The following is a 26317-nucleotide window of genomic DNA, read 5'->3' on the forward strand; positions in this document are numbered from 1 at the left end:
TTTTAAAAAGGTAGCACTTTGAAATGCTGACCAATGTTTTTAGCTACGCACAATCGTCTTGGGGGGAGTTTCAATGGGTACCGCCGCTGATTCAAAAGCAGTCTGGCTTGATGACGCCAAAATCAGAAATACGCTCGAATCATGTAGCCGCGAGGACGTAGCGAGAATCCGTGACGTCCTCGAAAAGGCCAGAGAACTGAAGGGACTTTCTCCGGCGGATGTAGCCGTGCTTATGGGAATTTCATCGCCGGAGCTTCTTTCGGATCTTTATCTGACTGCCAAGGCGGCTAAAGAAGAAATATACGGCAATCGTATCGTGCTTTTTGCTCCGCTTTATATTTCCAACCTCTGCTCCAACGAATGTCTTTATTGCGCTTTTCGCAAATCAAACAAGGCAGTAGTGCGACGGGCTCTGAACAAGGAAGAAATCACCGAAGAGACCAAGGCCATACTTCGGCAGGGGCACAAACGTGTTCTTATGGTAGCAGGCGAGGCGTATCCTGGTAGTGGCATAAGTTATGTGCTCGACGCCATTGACGCTATCTATGACGCCAGAGAAGACGGCAGCAGCATCAGGCGCGTCAATGTTAACCTAGCCCCTTTGTCCGTAGAAGATTTCAGGCAACTCAAAAACCGCAATATAGGTACATTTCAACTTTTTCAGGAAACTTACCACCGCGAAACATACAAGCAGGTGCATCTTTCCGGCCCGAAGAGCGATCTTGACTGGCGGGCATCTTCCTTTGACCGGGCCATGCTGGCTGGCATTGATGACGTGGGTATGGGGCTGCTTTATGGGCTTTATGACTGGCGTTATGAAACGCTGGCGCTCATGCAGCACATTGCCCACCTTGAAGACAGATTTGGTGTCGGTTGCCACACAATCAGCGTTCCGCGCATAGAGCCTGCCGTTGGTTCAGATATGGCCTCACATCCGCCACATGCCATAAGTGACAAGGATTTTCTTAAGCTCGTAGCCATTCTCAGACTGGCTGTGCCCTATACTGGCATCATCATGTCTACTCGCGAGAATGCAAACATACGCAGTCTCACGCTGGAACTCGGAGTTTCTCAAATTTCCGCAGGCAGTCGCACGAATCCTGGCGGATACAAAGAAAGCAGCCAGTTCGAGGCAGCCCAGTTCCAGCTTGGCGATCACAGAACCTTGGCAGAAGTAGTGAAGGATCTGGGAGATCACGGATTCATTCCATCGTTCTGCACCGGGTGCTACAGGCTTGGCCGTACTGGCAAGGATTTTATGGATCTGGCCAAACCTGGCCTTATTAAGGCCAAATGCGCACCAAACGCGCTTTCCACCTTTGAAGAATATCTGCTTGATTATGCAACGGACGAAGCCCGCTTGGCCGGGCAGGGAGCCATTGCCTCCACGCTGAATGGCATGGAAGACCGCACGCGTCGCGTTTCGGAAAACTTGCTGGCCAAGGTACGTTCTGGGCAGCGCGACGTGTATTGTTAGGCAGTTTTTGCAGGGGTAGTCATGCGCCGATCGGAAATATCTACTCTGCTGTTTGAGACGCCCTGGCCCGAACTACGCCACTACGCGGCCAGGGTTCTCGAACGTGAAAAGGGCTCACACGTTTTCGTGCGCGGCCTTGTAGAGTTTTCCAATCTTTGTCGGCGAAATTGTCGCTATTGCGGTTTGAGGGGCGGGAATTCTTCCCTTGTTCGGTATGCGCTTTCTCAGGCTCAGGTTCTTAAAGCCGCTTCAGTGGCGGTGGATACTGGCGTCGATACCATTGTATTACAGTCAGGCGAATATGCCATTGATCCACTATGGCTCGCCCAGATAATCGACGCCATACGAAGTACGCATCGGGTGCCTGTGACGTTAAGCGTGGGCGAACAGCCCGATGCTGCTTATGCACTATGGAAAGAGGCGGGGGCCGTACGTTTTCTGCTCAAGCACGAAACATCAGACCGAAGGCTCTACGCCGCACTACACCCAGGTCACAATCTGCAAGAACGGATTGATTGTCTGAAAAGATTGGCAAAACTGAAATATGAGTGCGGCTCAGGTTTTATGATTGGCTTGCCAGGACAGCACCCTGAAAGTCTCGTTGACGATATCCTGCTTGCACGTCGCCTGCGTGTAGGCATGTGCGGCGCAGGCCCGTTTATTCCGCAGGAAAATACGCCACTTGGGCGGTCTGAAAGCGGAAGTGTAGCTATGACTTTGCGCGTGTTGGCTGTGCTGCGCATCGCCTTGCCCTGGGCAAATATCCCGGCGACAACGGCTCTGGCCACGCTAGACGCTGCAAGCGGACAGCGCGAAGGCTTGCTGGCAGGAGCAAATGTTCTCATGCCCGGTTTTACGCCTGCGGGGTTTCGTGAACATTACCGCATTTATGACAATAAAAACCGTGTTGATCTGGCCGGGGTTCAGGCGGCCATTGAAGCAGCCGGGCGCACCCATTCACTCAAGCCTATGGGTAATACGCAGTGCGTGCTGGCGGAAGCATTGGCATCAGCCTAGAACAAGCTGTTTTTCGCCAGCACAACGCACAATGGGCTTCAGGCTCGGACGCTGAGCAGCGTTGGTATAAATGTGTACTTCATCTGTTACTATCGGGAGGTTGAGATGCCGCGCATTGTCATGGAACATATCCAGTATGAACCGCATGTGCCGCCAAAAGGTGCAGATGGCGACAAGATGCTTTTTGTGCAGATTGACGACAAAAAATGCATCGGCTGCGACCTCTGCCAGGAATATTGCCCCACCGGAGCCGTGTACGGCGAAACAGGGCTGGCGCATAAAGTTGCGAATCCTGAGCCCTGTATCAACTGCGGGCAGTGCCTCACCCACTGCCCTGAAATGGCTATTTACGAAACCCAGACCTGGGTGCCAGAACTTCAGGAGAAGCTGAAGGATAAAAACCTCAAGTGCATTGCCATGCCTGCGCCAGCGGTTCGTTACGCCCTTGGCGAAGCTTTTGGCCTTGAACCGGGAAGCGTGACCACTGGTAAAATGCTTGCCGCTCTCAAAGCCTTGGGCTTCACCCATTGCTGGGATACCGAATTTGCCGCTGACGTTACCATTTGGGAAGAAGCTTCGGAATTTGTGCAGCGTCTGGGTGAAAACAAGAGTCTTCCGCAGTTCACGTCTTGCTGTCCTGGCTGGCAAAAATACGCTGAGACCTTTTATCCAGACCTGCTGCCACATTTTTCATCCTGCAAGTCGCCCATCGGTATGAACGGCCGCCTTTCCAAGACTTATGGGGCCGAGAAAAAAGGCTATGATCCCGAGCAGGTATACACCGTTTCCATCATGCCCTGCATAGCCAAAAAATATGAAGGGCTGCGTTCTGAGTTGGCTGCCAATGGCATCCGCGACATTGACGCTACCCTTACTACCCGCGAACTGGCCTACATGATACGTCAGGCGGGGATAGATTTTGCGAAACTGCCCGAAGGCGAACGAGACAGCCTTATGGGTGAGTCTACTGGTGGAGCGACCATCTTTGGCGTGTCTGGCGGCGTTATGGAAGCTGCCCTGCGCTATGCCTATCAGGCTGTTACCGGTCAGCGCCCGGATTCGTGGGACTTCAAGGAAGTTCGCGGCTTGAAGGGCGTGAAGGAATATGCCGTTACCATCAACGGCACAGAACTGCGCCTGGCCGTGGTACACGGGGGGAAACATTTTGCCGCTGTGTGTGATCAGGTGCGGGCAGGAAAATCACCCTACCATTTTATCGAATTTATGGCGTGCCCCGGTGGCTGTGTCTGTGGCGGCGGGCAGCCCATCATGCCTAATCTGCTGGAATACGCAGAGCGCAAGGCCACCAGCTTGTTCGCAGGTCTTAAAAAGCGTCTCGCTGACGCTTCAACAAACGCATAGGGGGGCGGCTATGTCCATCATTGGCATCACAAGACGCGGTTTCTTGAAGGGCGCATGTATCGTTTCTGGCGGTCTTTTGCTCAGCGTGCGCCTGGTTAACAAGGCGCATGCGGCAGTCAAGGATATCAAGGACTACATGGTAGACCGCACAAAGGGGGTGTACGGCGCGGACGCGGCGTTTCCCAAAAGAGCCTCGCAGGACAATACGCAGGTCAAAGCCCTGTATGATAACTGGCTCGGCAAGCCTTTGAGCCACAAATCCGAAGAGCTGCTTCACACCCAATGGTTTGATAAATCGAAAAATCTTCAGGCCCTTGTTGACGCCGGGGTATATCCCCATCATCGATACAAGGAATTTGCTGAAACTCCATATCCCTACGAATAGACAATCGTTTCAAAATTGAGCGCTGTGCCCACAGCTCTCATCGGGAACCTCACCCGGTTCCCGCTCAGACCCCGGCCGACACGGTAATGCCCCACCGTGTCGGCCTAGCTTGCATGGCAGGTTGCTCAGGGGCTCAGTCATAAACCGACGTCCCCCCGCATAAGGAATCTTTACAATGAATGATGCCCCCAAGGGACTTCGTTTGCATATTGCTATTTTCGGTCGCCGTAATGTTGGCAAATCTTCGTTGCTCAATGCACTTACCGGGCAGTCCGTGGCCATAGTCTCCGACATGCCGGGCACGACTACTGACCCCGTTGAAAAAACTTTGGAGATGTTGCCTGTTGGCCCCGTAGTTTTTCTGGATACCGCAGGGCTTGATGATGTAGGAGAACTGGGAAAACTCCGTACCGAGCGGAGTCTTCAGGTTATGCGCCGTACCGATGTGGCTTTGCTTGTTACCGTGGCAGACGAGTGGGGTGCCGATGAGTCCGGTTTGGCAGCAAGACTTGTGGAATTGAAAATTCCCTTTGTGGTTGTGCAGAACAAGGCAGACGCAGCGCCTGAAGTAGAGGCGGGCTTTGCGCGCCCACACGATCTTTCTGCGGATATTCCTGTCATACGAGCTTCTGCCCATAGCGGGTCTGGACTCAATGAGATTCGTGAAGCCATAGCTCGCATTGCCCCGGAAGATGCCATGCACCAGCCAGCCCTGGTGAGTGATCTGCTGCCCGAAAAGGGCGTTCTTGTGCTTGTGGTGCCCATTGATACGGGAGCCCCAAAAGGGCGACTGATTTTGCCGCAGGTTCAGGCAATCCGTGACAGCCTTGATGGCCGTAAAATATGCATGGTTGTTACGGAAGAAGAGCTTCCCGCTGCTATTGGCTGTCTGAAAAATCCACCGGATCTGGTCGTTTGTGATTCACAGGTGGTGCATCTTGTGAACCGGGATACGCCAGCGCATATTCCCATGACGACATTTTCCATTCTTATGGCGCGATTCAAAGGAGATCTGAGCCAGATGGCCCGTGGGGCTGCCGCCCTGCAAAGACTCAAGCCAGGCGATCGGGTGCTTATTCAGGAGGCCTGTTCGCATCATGCGCAGAAAGACGACATAGGGCGTATCAAGCTGCCGCGCTGGCTGCAAAAAATGGCGGGTGGAGAACTGGAAATCACGGTGGCCGCAGGCAAGGAATTTTCCGGTTATGATCCGACGTTCAAAACCGTGCTCCATTGCGGTGGCTGTGTAATCACGCGGGGACAGATGATGGCTCGACAACGCGCAGCGGATATGGCCGGATGCCCCATGACCAATTACGGCGTGGCCATATCTCTCGTGCAGGGGGTTCTGCAGCGCGTACTGGAACCTTTTCCCGAAGCCCTTTCAGTGTTCGAGGCACACACTGGCAGAAGCGGGATAGGTAGCGCACAGGATCTGCGTTGAAGGCACCCGTTAGGGCGAGTTGCAGAATTGCACGGTGGAGGCGTAGGGTCTCTTTTCCCTTTTGGCTTTTCAGCCAAAACGCCAGTTGCCGACTTTTTGAGTGCTTGCCCCCTATCTGCGTCTGGTGAACGCCAAATTCCAAACTCAATTCCGTAGACTGGAAAGAGGAGCTAGGGGCACCTTGGCCTTGAATGCCAGTAAATAGTTTTTACGCTTTTTGTTATCAGTGCTCTCCCTTCGGTCAAGTGTAGCTATCACACTTAGTCTAATTGGGGGGAGCACCTTTGTTCCAAGGTAGCACGATGAAAAGATCATACACCAGTTGCTTTGCTATGAGGATATACTGACAAGTTCGTTGGCATATGTTCCTCCAAGGGCGCAATCCAAAATGGCGAGGCCAGACATGGGAACTCAGGAGCATACGCGGGTGTAGGAAGTGATGAATACTCAACTGGATGAATCTTATATTGAACAATACAAGTAATTTTAGCAGTATCCTTAAATATAAATCTTCAAGAAAGTTCATCTCTCACACATTACTCTGCACGTGCGTGCTCCAGATGCAGTTCAAAGTTTTGTAGATATTTTGCGCTTAATGAACAACTATGAATAATTAATAGATTTTCTGCATTGCGTTCTTCAGCCGATTTTGTAAAGTTGTAGCTTCCTGTGATGACTATTCGCCTATCTATGATTATGACCTTGTTATGAGCAATAGCTTGAGTGTAGTCGATATACAAAGGGATTCCCGCGTCTTTGAGTCGTTGGATTTTGCTATTTTTGGCTGTTAGCTGTGACTTGTCCAGTATTACCCGTATGTGAACCCCTTTTTTGTACGCCAAGATTAAGGAGTCACATATGTAATCTGAGGTAAAACTATAAGCAAGAACGTTGATATCTTCAGTTGCTTCGCGGATATTTCGGGATATAGCAGTTTCTGCACCCCCCTTGGGGGAAAAATATATTTCAGTATAAGCGTTTTGGATATTAAGTGACGCACCCGAAGCGGATTGCGCAAGAAGTCCGAAGAGGACATGAGCCAATAAAAAGGTCGTTATTAACGTTGCAATAGGTTGCAGAGCCCAGCAGGCCCCTATTAATAGGGGCCTGCTGGGCTCTGTTTCCAATTCAGCCACATTGGGGGGCATGCCTTTTAAGCCAAAAACTTTTACCATCGGAATAAGCTAAAAATGATCCGCGAGCTTAATGATAAGGCCCGCCCCAATGGCAGCGGCAAAAAACGCGGCTACAGCTTGTGGCCCAATAAACCAGAACAGTTTTTGCTTCACAATGGCGGAAAATCCTCCAGTGGTGAAAATCATGTCCGGTATGAAAAGCTTTCGTACAAAGTCACCCAGCAAGGTTCCCCAATAACCACTGATCACGCCTGCGATGAAGGCTATGATTTTAGTAAACAAACCGTAATTATAGGATTCTTTCAGGCTTCCAACTATAAGGCATGCCATTATGACGGCAATAATTATGTGGGCGATTTTCATTGGATTCTGTGAAAACGGCTTCTGCATTTCTCCATTCACATCAGACATGAATAGTCCTCCCCAATATTATTTTGTTTTGGTTAATACAATTTCAGCAAAACCTGTCTGTTGCAAAAACACTTTAGAACGCATTATTATTTTTCTTTCAGAATCAAAAACTATTTCAATAGGCGCACTGCTATTTAATGTTATTACAATTATATTGCTTTTCTCTTTTTTTACTTCAAAAGGAAGTATAAAAGCATCCTTTTGATTTTCAGTATAATAAATTTCAACGGTCTTCCCAAGAACATCAAAATTTAATGAGGGTCTGACCATTCTACTTACCAATTCAGATTTCATTTCTTTTGACATCTTCCCGTATTCTTTGCTCAAATCAACGGTTTCTTTTCTGTCTACTGACCATTTTCCATGAAGTTTTTCCAGGTTGTTCCCGCTTGATCCACACGCCAACAAAAAAAAGCTTACAACGAATACGCCAACAAGCTTGATTAAAGCCCCTAGTTGATTATTCACCATTTAACTCCCTCTTATGGGTTTATGCGTAGCGCGGGATTGCAGTCTGATGTCCTAATATTTACGTCTTTTACGCCTTAAAACACGCTTTTAAGTGTATGTCAATGCAATTCCTACCGCTTAAACTCAATTCCAGAATTTCCTCTGGAGGGTGCGGTGAAAGAACGGTCCAACTCCTTGACGCAAACAGTGGGTCAAGCCATTTGTCTACGCCGGAAAGCCTTGGCGATGTCTCAGGAAGAACTTGCGGAAAAAGTCGGTATTGGGCAGCAATCACTTTCACGCATGGAACAAGGAAAAATTGCACCCAAGTTTGAACGCTTGCAGTTATTTGCCGATGCGCTGCAGTGCCGTGTTGTTGATCTGTTCTTAGCGCCAGAGTCATCTGCTGACGCTTGCGCCGAATCGCTCGCAAGCTTATTGCGTCCGCTCTCAGAAGAGCAGCGATCTTTCATTCACTTACAGACAACGCAGCTCGTGCGGTTTTTGCAAGAAATGAAAAAACATTAATGGAGATGCCCCGCCTAGTATGACTAGGCGGGGCATCTCCATTTTGAATCGGGCATGTTGAGCCGGAAAAATCTCTCTGGAAAAATAGCTTTATCCCGCCAAATTTATAGAAAGCGGCTGGCAGTTCAAACTGCAGCTTGATCTGGGGATTATCCCGGCAGCAGGTGATCTAAAGGGCAAGAGCAAGGCCCGCGTTCCCGGTGTGGACAGTCAGGTCGAAATGAAGATGCAAGTTGTAGACTACGCCACCTTTGACGGCGGCCTGGGCTTTGAGCTTGGGAAAGGCGACTTTACCCTTGGGCTGAACTATAATCTTCAGGCTTCGGAACACCGCACTGGGCATGGTGTGTTTGGTTCGCTGCGGTATGAGTTTTAACGTTGGTTGACTGGATAATTGAGAGATTGAGGAGAGAGGGCTGGGGATTTCCCCGGCCCTCTTCATATGATCACCCTTTTCTAAAGAATAAATTCTACTAAATACAATCTAACATAATAATATATTCAATAAATAAAAATATATTAGTTAACGCTCTTCGCATTAACAAATAACATTAGGGTACAATTTAAAGTATACTCAACTTGCTCCAGGGAAGAGTAAGTCTTCTGTGCAGAGGCTATGACCTTATGAGTTGTTCATTGCAAAATTGGGAATATTCGGTTTAGCGGACAACTTCAAGCCGAATTAATTTGTCCATTGTACTGTATACAAGTTTTGAGAATCTATATTGTCAAATTGTATTTCAGGATTCTTTGGGCTACTTTGAAACAAATAGGTGTGTTACATTTTTTGAGAGGTCAAAAAAAATTGGCAGAGCCAAGTGAACGGGATCTCTTCAATATGAAAATATATGGTAAATTATCTAGAGGCTAATTCTAACTCCAGTAGGTGATTTATATATTTAATTAAATTTCTTAGGTGAAATAAAAATATTTTTTAAGCCCACCCAATAAGCTGATTATCAAGGGATCTCCATTAGCATTTACAAGATATCTAACACTAGTTCTGAATGTTACTTCACGCTACTTAATTCAAATGACAAAAGATAAATATTATGGATATAAAATTGCAAAAAATGATTGATGATGGAAAAAGAAATGCAACAACTCTGGAACTTGTTAAAAATTGGTGTGCTCATGTAAGACTAAAAAAAATTGGTGGCATTGGACTGATTGAACAACAGACCGGCTATCCCATTGGCCATCATGGATTCGAATGTGATTTTGCAGTTGATAGTACAGGATATTATTGGGATTTAGCCCATTCAGCTTTGGAACTTTATGATCAGCAGTGTGCAACTTGCACGAATCGTAGGGCAGTTGGCTTTCCGAACCTCACCCAATTAATTGCTGAGCGAGATAAACAAAAAGAAATCCGCGCCGCTCAAGCTGAGCGGGCTGAGCGTGAGGTTATCCAGCAAACTCAAAAACGACAGATACGACGAGATGATTTGTATAAGAGGCTGCCACCAGTAGCAGCATCAATTTTGGATGACATCGCAGCATTTGACAATGAGCGAATTGGTCAAAATCTTGAGCGCCTAAAGGAAAGCGCCAGGTTGGCACCAGAATATTTTATTAAGGATTTGGTCTCCTATGTTTTTGAGCTGACTGAAGAGGAAGATTGGTTTGAAGAAGCGGGACTTTCAATACTCCATGCAATTGATGCTGACCCACAGCGCCTTGTAAAGCTGGCTCTTGCTGCCGTGAATAGGGCTGCATTATACAAGATTGCTTCTGATATCCTTGTTACCCATATAAGTAATATAACCTCTTTTGATGTTCCGCTCATAGTGTGGTCTGCAGTTGAACATGCGTCTCCCGAGCGAGGCACATTTGGCGAAGAATTACCGCCAAATTCTAATCTTTTACATGTTATTTGGACTCATTTCCCATCAGATGTCCTGACGAATCTAGAGTCGTTGCTGTCAAGTACCACTTTGTATTCTGTGGAATTAGCTGGACGCGGATTCAAGGTTCTGCAGTCTTTTGATCCCACTGCAGCAAATCGCAGTGCTAGAAGCATGATTTCTTCATACGCTCGAGCCTATCTTTTCATCAAGGATTTTGACGCAGGCCGCAGCCGCTTGTTTCACCTAGGTGAGGCTATATCGAAGGTTTTTGAGAATGTGCCTAGTGAAGTGGATGATATTGCACAAGATCTCCTCTGTGGGCTAGAAACGGATTCTAGGGCTAGGATATTTGAAATTTATTCGAACTGCCTAAGAGATAAGAAAGTAGGAACTGATGATTTAATTTCACCGGATGCTCAAGCACCACGCATTGCTTTCAAACGAATACTTTGGGCTCCTATTAATGAAAGTCATGATACGATTATTAAGGCAGCACAGGATGTTTTTGTAAACAGAAGGCCATACGGGCTAAAGCTTATAGCTCGAGCTGAAATCGAAGGATTGCTAGGCGCTTTTATTCTTCTAGATGACCGGTTACGGATAATCAATGAAGAGCCTCATGAGCTTGATGAGGATCTTTTGGCTAGGATGAAACGCAATAATCGTCGTAATGCTATCAGAAATCTCATGTCCAGCTATGTTGAATGGGCCGCAATAGCTGCGGGAGAAGACGATGCGTTGATAGAAAAGATTTGTGCGACGATCGGCTCCATTCCTGAAGGCAGAGAAGAACTCAGAGGAATTGCGCTGAGGGCAATTGAACACTTAGCCGTATCCGTAGCTGGCGTAAACGCAATGCTACCTCATTTATATTCCGGTTTGGTGGGGGCTTCAACTCTTGTCCGAGCCTCTGCAGCGACTGCTTTGGGAGAAATTAGTTCTCAAGGGCACAAGAATATCCCACCATTAGTATATGAGGCTTTTTCAATATTGCTTTTTGATCAGTATGTTATAGTTCATAAATCTGCAGTACGCGCGTTGAGGCGATTTAACCTGCCCCAAGAATATCGTCCGCGTGCAGCCGAAGCATTGTTTAATATTTTCTTATACTACAGCGAAAAACGTAGTGATGAACAATTTATTGTTGACTGTGCCGACGTGCTGGCGAGTTTTCTTGATACATTTGAATGTGATTTAGATATAACAAAAAAAATAATAATAAAAAATATTTTAAAAATTGACCCTATATATCTTCATAATGGGCTTCATTTTTTATTACATTGGCTTGATAGTTGTGATGATTTAGCAGACTTAGTACTTCACATGTTGCCATATATTATAACTCTCAATAACTATGATAATGAGAGCTGGCGTCTCCTCCAACAACTATCTGATTCTTCAGTCGTACACAGGCAAGAACGTTTTGTTGAGTTTGGCATCTCAACACTCAAGGCAGCCCCTTGGGTTGCATACGAGATTGTTGAGCGCTTGAGTTTCGCAGGAGCTACAGAAGGAGCTTTGAAATTAGCAGTTGCTTGTGTTACTCGGATACCAAATACTGAACTTACACGAGAACTACGTACCAAAGGGCGCTCTATCCAGATAGCAGTTGAGTTTGAAGCGGCAGTTAAGTCTGACCAGGAATCTCTTGTCGTAGATTTCTCCAAACAATGGGAAAAGAATTTTGCCGAGCGAACAAGGCAAATAGTAGAGTCAAATGAAAGAAATTCTCGAAGAAATTTACCCTTTGCGCATTAAAGCAATAGAAATATTGCGCTGCTCAAGTGCAATAGACATAGACTCCTTCAGGGAGTGTGCAGAACGATTACGCGAGGCATCAAGTCTGTTAGGGCGCGCGCCTATCGCGAAATTGTGGAACATTTTCGCTGAGGCTATTAGTTGCATTAGCTTCCTTGAGGATTGGAGACGAGCGATTCTTGCAGGCGAGACTGATTCAGACCGCTTATTGCGTGCTGCTCGCGCTAGATTTCAGCTGATCACCGAAGTTGCTGGTAATACAGTATTTGAACAAACGGTACTTTCGATTCTTCAGCCGGTAAACAATGAGCTACAATTATCGGAAGTTATCACTATTCGGCGAGCTCTAGCAAAAGTACCAATGCCTGTACCCATCTATGCTGATCCAATCCTCGAGCCTCCAGAATGGGCTAAGCACAACATCCAAAGTAAACAAAAATTCCCGGAAGGTATTGCTGTAGCTTTCTTAGAATTTTCTATCAACGGGCGTCCTGCCGAGCGAGTACATTGGCTCCCTTCGCATCAAACTAATGATCTTGAAATACTTATTCGTATTTCTAGGTGGCCAGAACATGCCTCTGTTGTCCGTCTTAGCCCTGTATCGATTGAACCAACAAGTACATTCGAGCTTCCAGTATTTGAGTTTGAAAAACCGATCGGAGATCCACCGTATTTGCTTAGGCGGCTTGGACGCATGGTTCTCCATGCACCACAGAGTTTTCATGCGCGTCCATATGAGTTTATGTACACAGCCGAATCCTATCCATCACAAAGCGAGCAGCCTGTTGCCGTAGCAGGGCAACGCACGTTAAGGCTAGATGGTAGCGATATCCGTCAAAATCCTATTACCGGTTATCCTGCAGTGGATTCAAAAATTTTGAAAATTAGAGAACAAATGCGCCAAGAGCCAGCTCTTGCAAGTAATGATATTGCTGACGCCTTGACTTTACTTGCGTCACTCGGGAATTTAATGGGACAAGCAGTTCAGGACTCCCGTTATCCGGAGCCTATTTTGGAGGAAGAGTTCCAACGCGATATTCGGCAATTTCTTCGTCAATCCCCAACAATAGGTGTTGAACTCGAAGAGCAGGCCCATGCAGCTGGTGGCCGAACGGATCTATCATTCAGAGGAATTCGTATTGAGCTAAAGTCTGAACGCTCGAACCATCTTTTACCTGAGGACTGCAAGCAATACGCGGAGCAAGCTGCCACTTACGGAGTGGGAACTAATCGTCGTTTAGCATTTTTATGTGTTCTGGACTGTAGCCACAAAAAAACGCCTCCATTTCCAATAGAAGACGGCCTTTTTATTATCAAAGTTCAAACAGCAACCGCGCAGATTTATGTGATTACTTGCCTTGTTCAAGGAGGGATCCCGAAACCTAGTTCTTTGTCACGGCAACACTTAACATATAGCCCATAGCGTATATAAAGTTTCTTCCACCAAGGGGCCATAACTTATATACGGAAACGCTCTGCAATATAAAATTCTGTAAACGAGGATTGACGTGAATTTTACTATTCTTGACAGGAGCGATAGAGATCCACCAGATGCAAAAAATGCCGCCCATCTTCGTATTGATCGCTGGAATGATTATCATTTTGTGACGATGTTTTACATGAATGTGTACGATGAAACGGGGGAGAAGCACGATATAGGCCAAGTAAAAATAGGATTCCGTGGGCAAACCACTGCTGAAAGGACTTACTCAACTTTGCCTTCCAACTTTCAGGAGTTACCCAACGGATATTTCTCCGTAGGCCAAGACGTTAGTTATTATAAGGCAATATATAAGCTGCCTGTTGTTTTTCGGGAAGCATTGCTGACCGGACTAAAAGATATAGTTTTCATTCCAAGCTTAATAGATGTTATCAGCAATGAGCTGGTTTTTCAAACCTCGCTTTTACGAAGCTTAAGCCTTTCTTCCATTACTGGGCAATTCTCCGGCGTATTGCAAGGTCGAGCTCCTTTGACTGATTTTGAGTTCAGATTTATTAGAACACAAAGTGACAATACTTCTGGAATCAAACTTGATTTTATTGTTAAGGCAACATCTAAGCCAAGTACAAATATTCATGCTATCATTGGTCGAAACGGTGTCGGAAAAACAACATTGTTCGACTGCATGGTTAATACCTTGATAAAAAAAGATGGTGAATCAAAATTTTACAAAACAGAAGGCTTTCAAGATGTTGAAATAGATAGTGATTACTTCAGTAGTCTCGTGTCAATTTCGTTTAGTGCATTCGATGTTTTTACTCATCCGCAAGAGCAAAATGACCCTATAAAAGGGATGCGTTATTCTTATATTGGACTAAAAACAGATAATGGTAGCTTAAAACAGCCGACAGAAATTCGAGAAGAATTTGTCACATCTCTTGGGTATTGCATGAGCCAATCATCCAAGAAGAAGATGTGGCTGACAGCCATAGAAAACCTCGAATCAGACGAAAACTTTGCAAACATGAGATTGGCAAGCCTTGTCGATTATCCACAAGAAATATTAAAGGCAAAAGCGGGAAAGCTTATAACGAAAATGAGCTCTGGTCATGTAATTGTTTTATTAATAATCACAAAGTTGGTGGCGACGGTTGAAGAAAAGACACTGATTTTATTTGATGAACCAGAAAGCCATTTGCATCCTCCCTTGCTATCAGCACTAATAAGGGCCCTTTCAGAGCTACTCTATGACAGGAATGGCGTGGCCATCATTGCCACCCATTCGCCTGTCGTTCTTCAAGAAATACCCAAAACTAATGTTTGGAAATTGAACCGCTCAGGTGTTGCAACTATTCCGTCAAGACCTGATAGTGAGACTTTTGGTCAAAGTACAGGCATCTTAACTCGAGAGGTATTTGGGCTTGAGGTTGTTAAATCTGGGTTTCATGGCATGCTTGTTAAATCTGTTTCTCAAGGTAGCACCTATGAAGAAATTGTTGATGAGTACGGCAACCAGCTAGGCCTTGAAGCACGAGCCGTGCTGAAAGTTCTTATCATGAACCGTGACAGGGGGATGGAATAATGCTAAAATTTGTAACTCCACAATATACCAACGCAAATGTTTTGAGCCTATGTGAACAGGGAATACACAATACTAATCACCTACATGGACGGTTTCATGCCTGTCATGAAAGATTGCTCGAGCTTGGCGAAGAATACATATCTTGTGCTGAGCAAGAGGATCTCTATACCCTTAACGCCTTTCCTGTAGGAGTTATCCCAGAGCCACCAGTTGTAGGAACACTCACAAAGAATGAATGCGAAAAGCTATACACTCATTATTTCGCGAAAAACAATAAACCAGCGCGCATTGTGTATGACACTTTGCTTGCTGCCGCTGCTGGGAAGTGCCCCTACTGTTGTGGAATCGGTAACCCTAGCAATCTCGACCATTATTTGCCAAAAACGCATTACCCTCAATTTTCAATATTGCCTTTGAATTTAGTGCCAGCATGCCGAGACTGCAATATGGGAAGTAAGGCAAATTCCTATGCAATGACAAGGGGTGCACAAGTATTTCATCCGTATTTTGATGACGACTGCTACACAACAGAGCAATGGCTTTTCGCACAATACATTGCAGGAAAAGACTCAAATCCTTCTGTTATTGACTATAACGTTATTCCTCCAGCGCACTGGAATAGAGATCAAAAACAACGTGTTGAAATGCATTTTAAAACTTTCAATCTTAGGCTTCGTTTTTCAAGAGTTGCAAGTAGTTGCCTCAATGACTATCTTTCGCAGATCAAAAGGTTATATTCCCATATTGGTGATTTTGAAGAATCAAAAAGGATAATTGTACAGCCTATTATTGATAAAATTCCTGAGGTGAACCACTGGAAAAAATCTATGTGTATAGCTTTGTTGACAGAATTAATGCCATTTTAGCATATGTTGATCTTATATGCTTTAAGTTGATGGATAGAATTTGTGATGTGATAGTGCAAATATAAAATTAATCAAAAAAATGCCTACGAGAATATCATTAGGTGGTGAAGATTGTTATTCATCATCCTTTAAAAATATATTACTTTTGCAAGAACACTAGAACAACGTTTCAAATCACCCCTGAAAGCCCTGTCCAGCATTAAGCTGGCTGGGGCTTTGTCGTTTTGTTATCGTAGGAGGATTTTCATATGAACCAATACCAATCAGAAAACATCACCGATCTGGCTAAGGCCTTGCTCAACGTGCAGCGAACCATGCGCCCCATCGCCAAGGACGCTGAAAATCCTTTCACTAAAAGCTGGTACGCCAGCCTCAACAGCGTTATGGATGCCTGTCGTGATGCGCTCATCGAAAACGGCATCTGGCTCTGTCAGCATCCTGTGCCAGTGGAGCAGCCCAATACCCTCGGCCTCGTTACCAAACTGACGCATGCAGAGTCGGGCCAATGGCAAAGCTCCTTGGCCGTGGTGCCTCTGCCCAAGGCCGACCCACAGGGAATGGGATCGGCCATGACCTATTGCAGGCGGTACGTTCTGACCGCCATGCTAGGCATGGTGACGGAAGACGACGATGGCGAAGGGGCAAGAACTGGTCGGAAATCGGCATCTCGTCCGAAATTGCCCGTAAACAGTCCTGAAATGAAAAAAGCGCATTTGCCCGGCACCAATACCAAAAATAATTCTTCAGCCCCCTCAAATCGCTCGTCAGCAGTGCTTGAAAATCTTCCTCCGCTGGAGGGCATTACTTATCAACAGGTGACAGCTCAGGACGGGCGGCCCTGCATCATTGCTAGCGGCAACACGCAGGCCAAAAAGGAAATACTCACAGGCGTGGGCTTCCGCTGGAATCCGCAGAGAAAATTGTGGTGGAAATATGTTGATGCCGCATAATGAAAATCAAAATACCGAATAAGAGGGCTGCCTGATGGCGGCCTTCTTGCTTTTATGGAGGTAGCATCATGAAACAGAACGACCGTACGGAAGGATTGCGGGCGTTAATCAGACAAGGGCTGCAATCTGTCGCCCACAAAGACACACTGGCCCATCTGGGCGATCGTTCCAGCTACGTTGGTATGAGTGATATTGGCCAGCACTGGGAATGCCCACGGGCTGCACTGGCCAGAAAGGTACTGCCCACTAGAAACAGCCTGGAGCGTCTGCTGATCCTGCAACGCGGGCACTGGTTTGAATCTGGGGTTGGGCAAGCTATGGCATCGCTGGGCCTGCATGTACTGCCCCAGCTTGAGATCAACTGGCAGCATCAGAGCGTGCCCATCAAAGCCCATCTGGACTTTGTGCTGGTCTGGGGTGCGCCCGTCAATGCCGTACGGATTCTGGAAGTTAAAAGCACAGACAAACTGCCTGCTTCGCCGCATGATTCTCATCTTCTGCAACTGCATGGCCAAATCGGTCTGTTGACAAAAGCATGGAGCAAGCCCGTATTCAGCCTTCGTGCTGAGGACGGTACGCTTTTGCATGACAAAATGACCTTCCCTCAGCTTTGTTTTGCCCAACTTGGCCTTCAGTTGCCCGCAACGGCTGCCGAGGCAAGTATGGAGGCATGGTTGCTATGCCTTTCCATGAAAGAGGTAAGGGCGTTCGGCCCCTATGGGTTCAATCAGGCCATGCTGGATACAGTCCTTGACCATGCAACACAGCTTTGGGGCGAGTTGACTGCATTCCGGACTGGGCAATTAACTCTGGTGCGGGTGGATTGCGCTCAAGGTTTTTACCCTTTGTGCACGTACTGTGAGTATAACGGGGACTGCCCCAAGTTCCCACAAGGCGTGCAAATGCCCCAATGGGAGCCAGCATTGAAAAAATTGGCTGCCCTCAAAGAGCAGCGCACGGCTTTGGATGCCGAAATCAAAGAAATGGAAACAGTACTCAAGCTGGTTCACCGCCAGACTGGCACTCGGGATTGGGTAGACACGGGAAACTACCGCTTCCGTATGTCAGTGACAGCTGGTCGCACTACATTGGACAAGGATGCTCTGCGGGAGGAGTTGGCCGAGATTTTTCATACGGAGCATCTGTGCGGAATTGACGTAGATGTCTTGCTAGCACGTTGCGAGCATACGGGTGCGCCTTCCGAACGCTTAACCATTTCGCCAATCAACTGAAATCAATGAGAATAAGAATGGAATTAACGTGTGGAATTGCGGCTGGATAACTATTGCGGATACCGCCGCGCGGTATGCAGAACACGAAGAAGCTGAACTTCGGATTTAACAACCCGGTATGCAATAAAATACGGAAAATCTGTCAATACAAGCTCACGAGTCCCTGCGACTCTGCCAGCTCTTCCCCGCGAAGATAGTGAGGCGAGACTTTGTCCCGCATTCCATAGGCATTGGGCTACTTGTTTCCCTGCCTCCAAGTCCTTTCCAGCCAGATATGTCGCAATGTCATGCAAATCTTCAAGAGCCAGGGTGAGCCAGCGCACAGCCCTACTTTGCATGGACGCCCCAACGAGCAAAGGCTTCCGTCACCTGATGGTCAGAAGCAAATTTCCCCTCATCTGCCTGACGAATTCCTTCCTGAATAGCTTCAACCTGCCAGGACTGTTCAGCCACATATTGCCTCACCGCCTCTGCCACCAACCATGAACGAGAACGCGAGGTAGCAGCGGCAAGCTTTTCAAGCTGCGCCTGCGTATCCGTATCCAATCGTGCTGTGACTGTAGACATGGGAACCTCCTATGTCTTTATTGTGTACATTCAAGTTAAACGTGTCAATAGAACACACAGGAGAAGTGATGCATACCAATCTTACTTCTGGCCTTGATTCTCTCCAGCCCACCGACCTCGACGCCGGTCAGGTGTTCAGCGGAAAATCATCCGGCACCACCGTCAGAGGCTACGCCGCAGCATCTGCATATACCCCGGCCATAGACCTCGGTTACATATTCCACGAGTCCAGCCGGGATGTTGTGGTCTGGTTTCTCAACCCGCAGGGACTGGAGGAGCCGCTGTACGTTTTTGGCCCCACAGGCTGCGGCAAAACCAGTTGCATCAAGCAGTTGGCGGCCAGACTCAACTACCCCGTCTTTGAGGTGACAGGACACGGGCGGCTGGAATTTGCCGATCTGGTGGGGCATCTGACGGTCAGGGACGGCAACATGGCCTTTGAATACGGCCCGCTGGCACTGGCCATGCGCCACGGAGCAATTCTGCTGCTGAATGAAATCGACTTAACCTCACCTGAGATCGCCGCCGGGCTGAACAGCGTCTTGGATGGCTCCCCCTTGTGCATAGCGGAAAATGGAGGCGAAATCATCACCCCGCACCCCATGTTCCGTTTCGTAGCCACAGCCAATACCAATGGCGCTGGCGACGACACTGGTCTGTACCAGGGTACGCAACGCCAGAACCTCGCGTGGCTGGACCGCTTCACTATCTGCGAAGTGGGCTACCCCGATGCAGCTGTAGAAAAAAGGCTGCTGTCTCAGCGTTCCCCTTCACTGCCCGAAGCGCTCTGTGCCACCATGGTGGAATATGCCAATGAAATCCGCAAACTGTTCATGGGCGAAGCTTCGACCGGCAATCTGACCAACACCATTGAAGTTACCTTCTCCACTCGCAGTTTGCTGCGATGGGGGGATCTGACCGTGCGTTTCCAACCTCTGGCCCATCAGGGCATACAACCTGTCACCTATGCCCTTGACCGAGCCCTAGCCTATCGCGCCAGTCGCGAAACTCGCGCCATGTTGCACGAACTGGCCCAACGCATGTTCCCTCAACAAAAGGAAGCAGAAGACCCCAAAACCGAGATGTCTGAAACAGAAAGCCTGCAAGGTGAACAAGCCCTGCGCTTCATGCGCAGCCATTTGAGAAACACTCCCACGGTGGCAAAGCCGCGTGTTCATCTGGAGGTAGCTCAAACCCCTCCCGGTAAAAAACAGAGCGGAAAGTTCTGGATCGGCGAGGCGAGGCCTGAAGGCCTCATGCTTCATTGGGGTAAGCCGGACACTGCTGGACAACAACACTCTATCCCTGCTGAAAATTGTGCGGGCAACAATTCCGTACTGGAGCTTGAAGCCCGTGCAGCCAAAAAGCTCACCGAAGGCTACGTCCTAAACATTACAAAAAGCTTATTTTAGGAGGCTGTTATGACACCGATTGTTTCTGACATTCGCATTCTTGATAATTTACTGGCCCTCAATCTCAATGTCAGCCTGTGGTCAGCCCGGCGCAAGATGAGCCAAGAAGACCTGGGCGGCGCAGAACTGCCCCCTGAAGACCTAGCATCTCTGGGATCAAAGCGCATTGCTGACCCGGAAAACCTCAAAGTGTTTGGTACGCTCAAGGCCCGCGCCTTCAATTATCTGGACAGGCACGGCGTGCGCTTCATGTCCGGCTGGGCAATTCCTGAAGAAAAAGCCGGCGAAATCGTGCAAGAGCTTTGCAATATACGCAACGATTTTCAGAAAGAAAAAGAGGCCTTTCTGGCAGGTTATGATCAGAATGTGCAGGCCTGGATAGAAAAGCACCATCAGTGGGGCGAAATTATACGCAATTCCATTGTGGGGCCGGACTATGTTCGCGTCCGTATGGACTTTCGCTGGCAATTGTACAAGGTGTCCCCGTTGGAACAGCACTTGGACAACACAGCCGTGCTGGAAGCCGGTCTGGCAGAAGAAGTGCAGGGCCTCGGTGACACGCTCTTTGGTGAAGTAGCCAAATCCGCCGAAGACATCTGGCGCAGGGTTTACCACGGCAAGACAGAAGTAACTCACAAGGCCCTTTCTCCTCTGCGGACTCTGCATACCAAGCTCACGGGCTTGTCGTTTGTGGAACCGCATGTCGCTCCTGTAGCAGATATCGTGCAGGCCGCACTGCTTCGCATGCCCAAGAAGGGCAATATTATCGGCACAGACTTGCTGCTTTTGCAGGGTTTGGTCTGCCTGCTCAAGGACAGTGATGCCCTAGTGGCGCACGCGCAGAAGGTTGTTGAAGGCTATGGCCCGGCCTTTGTGCTGGACGCTTTGCTGGCCGATTCGGGCGTTGTCAACGAATCAGACGCCCCCGCTGGACAGATAGATGACATCGTAGATGGGGAGGTGGGCGACGAGCCCATACTGCCGGACATCCCCGTGGCAGACAACACGCTGCCTCATCCTGCCATTCCCAGCCTGGGCCTGTGGTGATGCCATGATTCGTTCAAAAGACATTCTCAACTGCCTGCCCCTGCTGGCGTCCGTGCTGGGCGACCAGTACGGGGTGCAGATACGTATCGGTGGCAATGAAGCCTGCACCAACGGCAAGATCATTCAACTGCCCTCATTGCCGATGGATTGTGAACCGGAACTACTGGCAATGGCTCGCGGATTTGTCGATCACGAGGCGGCCCATATACGGCATACGGATTTTGGCGTGCTACAAGCCGCCAACCTTGATCCTGTGACCTTCAACCTCTTTAACTGCCTGGAGGATTGGCGCATCGAGAAAAAGCTGTCTGGCATTTTTCCTGGCAGCCGATACAACCTGAACTGGTTGATACGGCGATTCTTTGTGGAGCAGGCACAGCCAAGGGCCGGGGATGATTCCCTGGCCCTTGCTGTTTTGGACTATGTGCTGTTGACCGTGCGGGCCTGGGATGTGGAAGAAGTGAACATTTCACGCATGGCAGCAGCAGAGGTGCTACGTCAGCACTTCCCCGGCCTGAAGGAAGTGCTGGATGCCATTCTGGCCAAGGTTTACATCCACTGCCCGGACACGGCTGCAGCCGTTGCCTATGCCCGTCAGTTGGCCCAAAGCATTCGGGAGTGGGAACCGCAACAGCAACAAAGGAAAACCAGAGGAAACGGAGCTGGCAACACTGATTTTGCCCCTCAATCAGATCAGGATATTTTGTCTGGTTGTGCATCTCAAACGCAGATGCCTACATCCCCCAGCAAGGCCAAAACTCAGCTTACAGCCCTGTTACACGCCGAAGCCCAAAACCTGCCTCAAAACCTGGGTGAGCTTCTTTCAACGGCACTTGTTCTTTGTCAGGCAGAATCAGCCTTTGAGAGCGTTACGGTGGCGGTGGAAGGATTTCGACCTTCGGGCGTATTGCCTGAGCCGCAAAAGCTGCAAGCCCTTCAGGCCAGCATTGCCTTGCGAACTCGCCTCCAAGGGCTTTTACAGGCACGGACACAAAAACGATGCAGCATAGGTCGGCGCGGGGCCTTACACCCCGGTTCGCTCCATCGGCTGCAGACGGGCAATCCGCGCATCTTCCGCAGGGAGGCAGAACAAACCGGCCTCAACACTGCTGTGCATATCCTGTTGGACGTCAGCGGCAGTATGAGCGGCGCTCCCATCGTTCTGGCAAGGCAGGCGTGCTTTGCTGTGGCAAAAGCGCTGGAAAATATCCGGGGCGTAAACCCTGCAGTCACGGCTTTTCCTGCGATGGCTTCCACAAGTTCTGTATTCCCCATTATGCGGCATGGTCAAAAGGTACCGGACAGCTTTGACATCAATGCTTCAGGCGGAACCCCTCTGGCTGCGGCTTTGTGGTGGGTTATGCAGACGATGCTGTTCCTCAGGGAGCAACGAAAAATAATTCTCATCATCACTGACGGGGTACCCGATAGCACACACGCAGCAACCCATGCTTTGAGTACAGCGCAAAAGCTTGGTTTTGAGGTGTATGGCCTTGGCATCCGAGATGAACACATCGCTCATTTGCTGCCACAGACCAGCAGGGTTATCAACGATCTGACCGACCTAGCACCAGTAATGTTTGATCTGCTTCAGGACGCTCTGCTGAAAGGGTGGGCATCATGATGGTACCACTGGACTTTGGCCGTTGGAGGCCGGCACGAGCCATTTCAACAATCATCAACTGCAACCGACGGCGCACTCCGCGCTGCTGATACCCAAGGAGGATGTATGAACCCACTGGCATGGATACCTGTTGCTATTGCTGTGCTGCAGGTCATCAAGGAGAATTGGGACGACTAAGCTATTTAAAATAGCAGATGAACAGTGGGCGGGAGCGATCCCGCCTTCTGCAATTGCGCAACTAAAAAGGAAGATAACCATGAGTAGTAAATGGACATTTATAGGGGGCATACTGGCCGGAATCGCAGGGGTATTCACTGCGGCGGCGGTTGCGGTGGAACTGGAAAACGGGAAAAGTGGCAAATGCGATACCGTGGATGAAGCCGTGGATGAATCGCAAAGGCTCGCCTTGCCTGAAGGCGAAGGCAGGTAGAGGGCTTCAGGCTGATTGCAGGACGGGAAGCGAGGGGACAGCTCCGCTTCCCGTCCTTTCGTACATGTTTTTCTACTGAGGAGTGCTATGTGTCCGTCAAATATAAAGTCACTATTACTTGAAGGAAATTTTTGAAATAAGTTCCTCATAGATTTGTTTTATTGAGAACTTATCACCATATTGCCTTCCTGCCAGATTTTGAATCTCATGTCCAAATACCTGTCTAAACATGTCTGTATGCATATTTCTAATTTTGAAAAAGTTTGAGAAGGAGTGACGGAGCGAATGAAAACTTTTTCCATCAGCAATTCTCTTTTCTTTTAGGAGCAATCCAAACGCTTTTCCAACCTGCTTACCATATTTTGGAGATTTTTCTGTTTTATTTAGAGATGGAAATAATCTAATTTGATTATTTTTTATTACATCATCGCGGTATGATATAAGTCCAAATTTTATCATATCGTCATGCAGCGGTATTTTTCGTTTTGCATTTTTTGTCTTTAATATTTTATCACATAGTCCATCCGCACTATCTTCACGGATATCAATTAAAAATATGCCATTTTCGTCATAAATATCCTCACAATGAAGTTGACATATTTCTTCAAGTCGCATTCCGGTATAGAGAGCAATCAAGGGAGCCCAGTAAAAAGCGGGATTTTTGAAGGCGTCTGGCTTATAATCACCATTAAAAAATATCAGCTTTATATCATCATCGGAGAGGGGAAGCCTCTTCTCTATGTCCTGTTGTGTGTCTTTAATGCCAAGGCCTTGAGCTGGGTTGCGGTCAATTAAATTCTCACGCATAGCCCAAGTAAACATTCCGGAAACTGCTTCCACAATTACATTGATACTCTTAATACTTAATGATGTTTTATTTTTGTGTTTTTCAATAAAATCTTCCACAGAAAGTCCAGATTTATCTAACTGCTCGCGCCAGCGCGGAGGAAGTTTTTGAAGCGTATCTCTGAAGTTACGCATATCTTTTCTAGTGATTGAATGTATTGGTTTGTCACCGATAATTCGTAATAGGCTTGTAACTCTGTTCTTGTGGTCGGCAAGAGAGCGCTGGACCCATGCGCCATCGTTAATTTTTATAATACAGTATTTCTCTATCAGTTCACTAAGATAGGGAGTTGCTTCTTCAGTTGGCATTTCAATTTGTGGATATGGTGTATATTCAGCTTGGTGGTAGGGTTGCTCGTATGAAAAATCTCCCTTAAGCCTCGCTGCCCTGATTTTTTCGAGGCTGATCTGCATAGCCAAAAAACTTCTGGTAAGTCCATCTACATTATCACGAGAGACTTCTGAAGCTTCGAATACACCGCTTTTAACGAGCTCAAATACACACCGCTGAATATCGTTATCAAAATTTTCCCCTGTATTGAGATTGTAAAGTAAATTTGCAGCAATCTCTTCACTTACTTGTGCCAAATCAACCCGTTCGACGTGGCCCTTCTCATCTTCAATTTCAATGATATCAGGAGGCTCAGGCGATACTGCTTCTTGGTCAAGCTGATACTTCAAATATCCGTTCAGCCGTTTACGAATATGGGAAGGGGGCAAATCTCGTTTGCCTGGCGCATCAAGGATTTTGTCCAATTCATTCTGAAGAAATTTGCGAAGTTCAGCAATTCTCTTCATGTTTTCTGTAAAATCATCATGATCGCCCATCGTCCAACGCTCCAAAAATTCTGTAGTCAAGGAATGCAGATGAGAAGCCATACGCACTGCCTGAGATTGATAGGCAGTTCGCAGGCTGATTCGGATTTCTTTCGTTGAGCATCCAGAAGCGAATCGCTTAGGCAGCTTATAGCGATAGTAGAAAATCCTTCCCTTTAGGTAAAGGAAGGTTGGAGGCTGAAGAGGGAATTGGCAATGACTGAGAGTAGGATTGTGCATGATTTTGGCTCCCTGTGACCCAGCGAGTGCCCCATTAAGGGGACGCCTGGGGTAGAGGGTCACCAGCCCAAGAAATCTTATCAAGTCAGCCACAAAAAGAAAAAGGAATTGGGCTTGTTAGCTCAATTCCTAAATTCGTGGTGCCGAGGGCGGGACTCGAACCCGCACGAGAATCCTCACTACCCCCTCAAGATAGCGTGTCTACCAGTTCCACCACCTCGGCGCGAAGCAATGTATTAGCGAATTGGTTTGGTCTTGGCAAGTGTTTTTTTTAAAAAAATTTTCCGGGACTTGCGCTTACGGGGTGTTACGGGTAACTTCTGGCCCCTACTGGAGAGAGACTATGGACGAATTTGTATATAAATTTTTGAAGCACACCGGGCCTATATTGTGTCTTGATATAGGCAGCGGCACGCAAGATGCTCTTTTGGCGCGCCCTGGGCTTGAGTGTGAAAACTGGCCAAGGTTCGTTCTTCCCGCTCCCGCCCGTATGGTGGCGCAGCGTATACGCGAACTGACGTTACTGCGCCGCGATATCTGGCTTTATGGCAACAATATGGGCGGTGGTTTTACACAGGCAATCAAAGAGCACCTGGCTGCTGGCTTCAAGGTCAGATCCACCCCAGCTGCTTCGCGCGGCATTCACGACAGTGAAGACGTTGTGCGTAAAATTGGCGTGGAGTTCGCCGCCAACTGTCCTGAAAACAGTGTGCCCATCTTTTTGTCGGACTATGCCCCCGATTTCTGGGCTGGCCTGTTACGCACATCCGGTCTGCCGCAGCCTCATCTGGTTTTGGCCGCGGCTCAGGATCACGGCTATCATGTTGGTGGCAACCGTCAGGCAAGAATGTGCATGTGGAGCCATCTTTTGGCTTCTTCTGCCGATCCGGCAGAGTGGATATATTCCTCACCGCCTCCTGCTCTGACCCGCTTGCTTCCGCTGCATGAAAAAACAGGTGGCCCTGTTGCAGATACAGGCACCAGCGCCCTGCTGGGCGCTTTGTGCGACGCTGAAGTTATGGAACGAAGCTTCCGTGAGGGGGTAACCTTCATTAACGTGGGCAATGGGCACACAGTGGCGGCCCTTCTCTATAAAGGGTTGGTGCGCGGTATATATGAGCACCATACGGGCATGCGGGATCTGGAGCAGCTGTTGCACGACCTGGAAGAGTTCCGCAAACACTGGCTGCCTGCCGAAGAAGTGCAGTCCACAGGTGGTCACGGCACGGCTTTTGGCCCTTATTGCGAAGAAGCCGGAGGGTACGAACCCACCTATATCACCGGACCCAAGCGGGCTTTATTGCAAGGATACGGGCGGTTTCTGGCGCCGCACGGCGATATGATGCTTGCAGGCAGTTTGGGATTGCTATGGGGCTGGGCGAGGCTGCACAGCAACTGACATGACGCTGTCTCTGAGCTTGAAGTAATCTGAAGATTTCACCTTGT

General features: G+C 48.2%; 23 protein-coding genes, 1 tRNA gene and 1 pseudogene. 18 read left to right on the forward strand and 7 right to left on the reverse strand.

What is annotated here, in order from left to right; genetic code table 11:
• The first annotated feature begins 73 nt into the window (after positions 1–73).
• The 5 genes from hydG (at position 74) to hydF (ending at position 5685) form a co-directional block, all read left to right on the forward strand.
• A complete protein-coding gene (hydG, locus tag HNQ38_RS08575; RefSeq protein WP_183719461.1) occupies positions 74–1477 on the forward strand; it encodes a [FeFe] hydrogenase H-cluster radical SAM maturase HydG in 1404 nt (467 codons plus the stop codon).
• A 21-nt stretch (positions 1478–1498) separates the two neighbouring features.
• Positions 1499–2494 (forward strand): [FeFe] hydrogenase H-cluster radical SAM maturase HydE, encoded by a 996-nt coding sequence (gene hydE / locus HNQ38_RS08580; protein ID WP_183719463.1) that lies wholly within the window; start codon positions 1499–1501, stop codon positions 2492–2494.
• 105 nt (positions 2495–2599) lie between these two features.
• Positions 2600–3856 carry a [FeFe] hydrogenase, group A gene (locus tag HNQ38_RS08585; protein ID WP_183719465.1) on the forward strand — a complete coding sequence of 419 codons (1257 nt, stop codon included), beginning with the start codon at positions 2600–2602 and terminating at the stop codon, positions 3854–3856.
• 10 nt (positions 3857–3866) lie between these two features.
• Positions 3867–4241 carry an iron hydrogenase small subunit gene (locus HNQ38_RS08590; RefSeq protein WP_183719467.1) on the forward strand — a complete coding sequence of 125 codons (375 nt, stop codon included), beginning with the start codon at positions 3867–3869 and terminating at the stop codon, positions 4239–4241.
• Between the two features lie 175 nt (positions 4242–4416).
• Positions 4417–5685 (forward strand): [FeFe] hydrogenase H-cluster maturation GTPase HydF, encoded by a 1269-nt coding sequence (gene hydF / locus HNQ38_RS08595; RefSeq protein ID WP_183719469.1) that lies wholly within the window; start codon positions 4417–4419, stop codon positions 5683–5685.
• 536 nt (positions 5686–6221) lie between these two features.
• On the opposite strand, the gene HNQ38_RS08600 is transcribed toward hydF, so the two are convergent.
• The 3 genes from HNQ38_RS08600 to HNQ38_RS08610 are packed head-to-tail and all read right to left on the reverse strand — an operon-like array spanning position 6222 to position 7703.
• On the reverse strand, positions 6222–6860 hold the full coding sequence (locus tag HNQ38_RS08600) for a phospholipase D family nuclease (RefSeq protein WP_183719471.1): 639 nt from the start codon (positions 6858–6860) through the stop codon (positions 6222–6224).
• A gap of 9 nt (positions 6861–6869) precedes the next feature.
• Complete coding sequence (locus HNQ38_RS08605) at positions 6870–7232, reverse strand: hypothetical protein (protein ID WP_183719473.1); 363 nt, start codon at positions 7230–7232, stop codon at positions 6870–6872.
• A gap of 18 nt (positions 7233–7250) precedes the next feature.
• A complete protein-coding gene (locus tag HNQ38_RS08610; RefSeq protein ID WP_183719475.1) occupies positions 7251–7703 on the reverse strand; it encodes a hypothetical protein in 453 nt (150 codons plus the stop codon).
• A 153-nt stretch (positions 7704–7856) separates the two neighbouring features.
• On the opposite strand from HNQ38_RS08610, the gene HNQ38_RS08615 reads away from it, so the two are divergent.
• The 8 genes from HNQ38_RS08615 to HNQ38_RS08650 all read left to right on the forward strand — a co-directional run bounded on the left by HNQ38_RS08615 (position 7857) and on the right by HNQ38_RS08650 (position 17889).
• A complete protein-coding gene (locus HNQ38_RS08615; protein ID WP_343060140.1) occupies positions 7857–8210 on the forward strand; it encodes a helix-turn-helix domain-containing protein in 354 nt (117 codons plus the stop codon).
• Between the two features lie 220 nt (positions 8211–8430).
• Complete coding sequence (locus HNQ38_RS08620) at positions 8431–8586, forward strand: hypothetical protein (RefSeq protein ID WP_183719477.1); 156 nt, start codon at positions 8431–8433, stop codon at positions 8584–8586.
• Between the two features lie 676 nt (positions 8587–9262).
• Positions 9263–11818 carry a hypothetical protein gene (locus HNQ38_RS08625; protein ID WP_183719479.1) on the forward strand — a complete coding sequence of 852 codons (2556 nt, stop codon included), beginning with the start codon at positions 9263–9265 and terminating at the stop codon, positions 11816–11818.
• On the forward strand, positions 11778–13241 hold the full coding sequence (locus HNQ38_RS08630; protein ID WP_183719481.1) for a hypothetical protein: 1464 nt from the start codon (positions 11778–11780) through the stop codon (positions 13239–13241). The genes HNQ38_RS08625 and HNQ38_RS08630 overlap by 41 nt, the downstream gene beginning before the upstream one ends.
• A gap of 85 nt (positions 13242–13326) precedes the next feature.
• Complete coding sequence (locus HNQ38_RS14375; RefSeq protein WP_343060141.1) at positions 13327–14841, forward strand: AAA family ATPase; 1515 nt, start codon at positions 13327–13329, stop codon at positions 14839–14841.
• Positions 14841–15707: an HNH endonuclease gene (locus tag HNQ38_RS08640; protein WP_183719483.1), complete on the forward strand. Its 867-nt coding sequence runs from the start codon at positions 14841–14843 to the stop codon at positions 15705–15707. The genes HNQ38_RS14375 and HNQ38_RS08640 overlap by 1 nt, the downstream gene beginning before the upstream one ends.
• Before the next feature lie 248 nt (positions 15708–15955).
• On the forward strand, positions 15956–16657 hold the full coding sequence (locus HNQ38_RS08645; RefSeq protein ID WP_183719485.1) for an ERF family protein: 702 nt from the start codon (positions 15956–15958) through the stop codon (positions 16655–16657).
• Between the two features lie 68 nt (positions 16658–16725).
• Positions 16726–17889, forward strand: a complete 1164-nt coding sequence (locus tag HNQ38_RS08650; RefSeq protein WP_183719487.1) for a hypothetical protein — start codon at positions 16726–16728, stop codon at positions 17887–17889.
• 50 nt (positions 17890–17939) lie between these two features.
• On the opposite strand, the gene HNQ38_RS08655 is transcribed toward HNQ38_RS08650, so the two are convergent.
• Both HNQ38_RS08655 and HNQ38_RS08660 read right to left on the reverse strand, forming a co-directional pair.
• Entirely contained in the window at positions 17940–18227 is a 288-nt protein-coding gene (locus HNQ38_RS08655; RefSeq protein ID WP_183719489.1) for a type II toxin-antitoxin system RelE/ParE family toxin, read from the reverse strand.
• Positions 18217–18456, reverse strand: coding sequence for a CopG family ribbon-helix-helix protein (locus tag HNQ38_RS08660; RefSeq protein WP_183719491.1), 240 nt, complete (start codon positions 18454–18456; stop codon positions 18217–18219). Before HNQ38_RS08660 ends, HNQ38_RS08655 begins: the two co-directional genes overlap by 11 nt.
• Positions 18457–18524: 68 nt before the next feature.
• Between HNQ38_RS08660 and HNQ38_RS08665 the strand changes: the two are divergent.
• From HNQ38_RS08665 to HNQ38_RS08680, 4 genes and pseudogenes are all read left to right on the forward strand, one after another.
• Positions 18525–19508 (forward strand): annotated as a pseudogene (locus HNQ38_RS08665) (AAA family ATPase); the annotation flags it as partial.
• 369 nt (positions 19509–19877) lie between these two features.
• Positions 19878–20915 (forward strand): DUF3150 domain-containing protein, encoded by a 1038-nt coding sequence (locus HNQ38_RS08670; protein WP_183719495.1) that lies wholly within the window; start codon positions 19878–19880, stop codon positions 20913–20915.
• A gap of 4 nt (positions 20916–20919) precedes the next feature.
• A complete protein-coding gene (locus HNQ38_RS08675; protein ID WP_183719498.1) occupies positions 20920–22539 on the forward strand; it encodes a cobaltochelatase CobT-related protein in 1620 nt (539 codons plus the stop codon).
• A gap of 256 nt (positions 22540–22795) precedes the next feature.
• Positions 22796–22969, forward strand: coding sequence for a hypothetical protein (locus tag HNQ38_RS08680; RefSeq protein WP_183719500.1), 174 nt, complete (start codon positions 22796–22798; stop codon positions 22967–22969).
• A 114-nt stretch (positions 22970–23083) separates the two neighbouring features.
• Here the strand turns inward: HNQ38_RS08680 and HNQ38_RS08685 are convergent, their stop codons facing one another.
• Entirely contained in the window at positions 23084–24871 is a 1788-nt protein-coding gene (locus tag HNQ38_RS08685) for a site-specific integrase (protein WP_183719502.1), read from the reverse strand.
• Positions 24872–25009: 138 nt separating this feature from the next.
• A tRNA-Leu gene (locus HNQ38_RS08690) sits at positions 25010–25094 on the reverse strand.
• A 120-nt stretch (positions 25095–25214) separates the two neighbouring features.
• Here HNQ38_RS08690 and HNQ38_RS08695 point away from each other — a divergent pair.
• Positions 25215–26270: a DUF1786 domain-containing protein gene (locus HNQ38_RS08695; RefSeq protein ID WP_183719504.1), complete on the forward strand. Its 1056-nt coding sequence runs from the start codon at positions 25215–25217 to the stop codon at positions 26268–26270.
• Positions 26271–26317 lie beyond the last annotated feature (47 nt).

Origin of the sequence: Desulfovibrio intestinalis, from assembly GCF_014202345.1 — a bacterium.
GTDB lineage: Bacteria > Desulfobacterota > Desulfovibrionia > Desulfovibrionales > Desulfovibrionaceae > Desulfovibrio > Desulfovibrio intestinalis.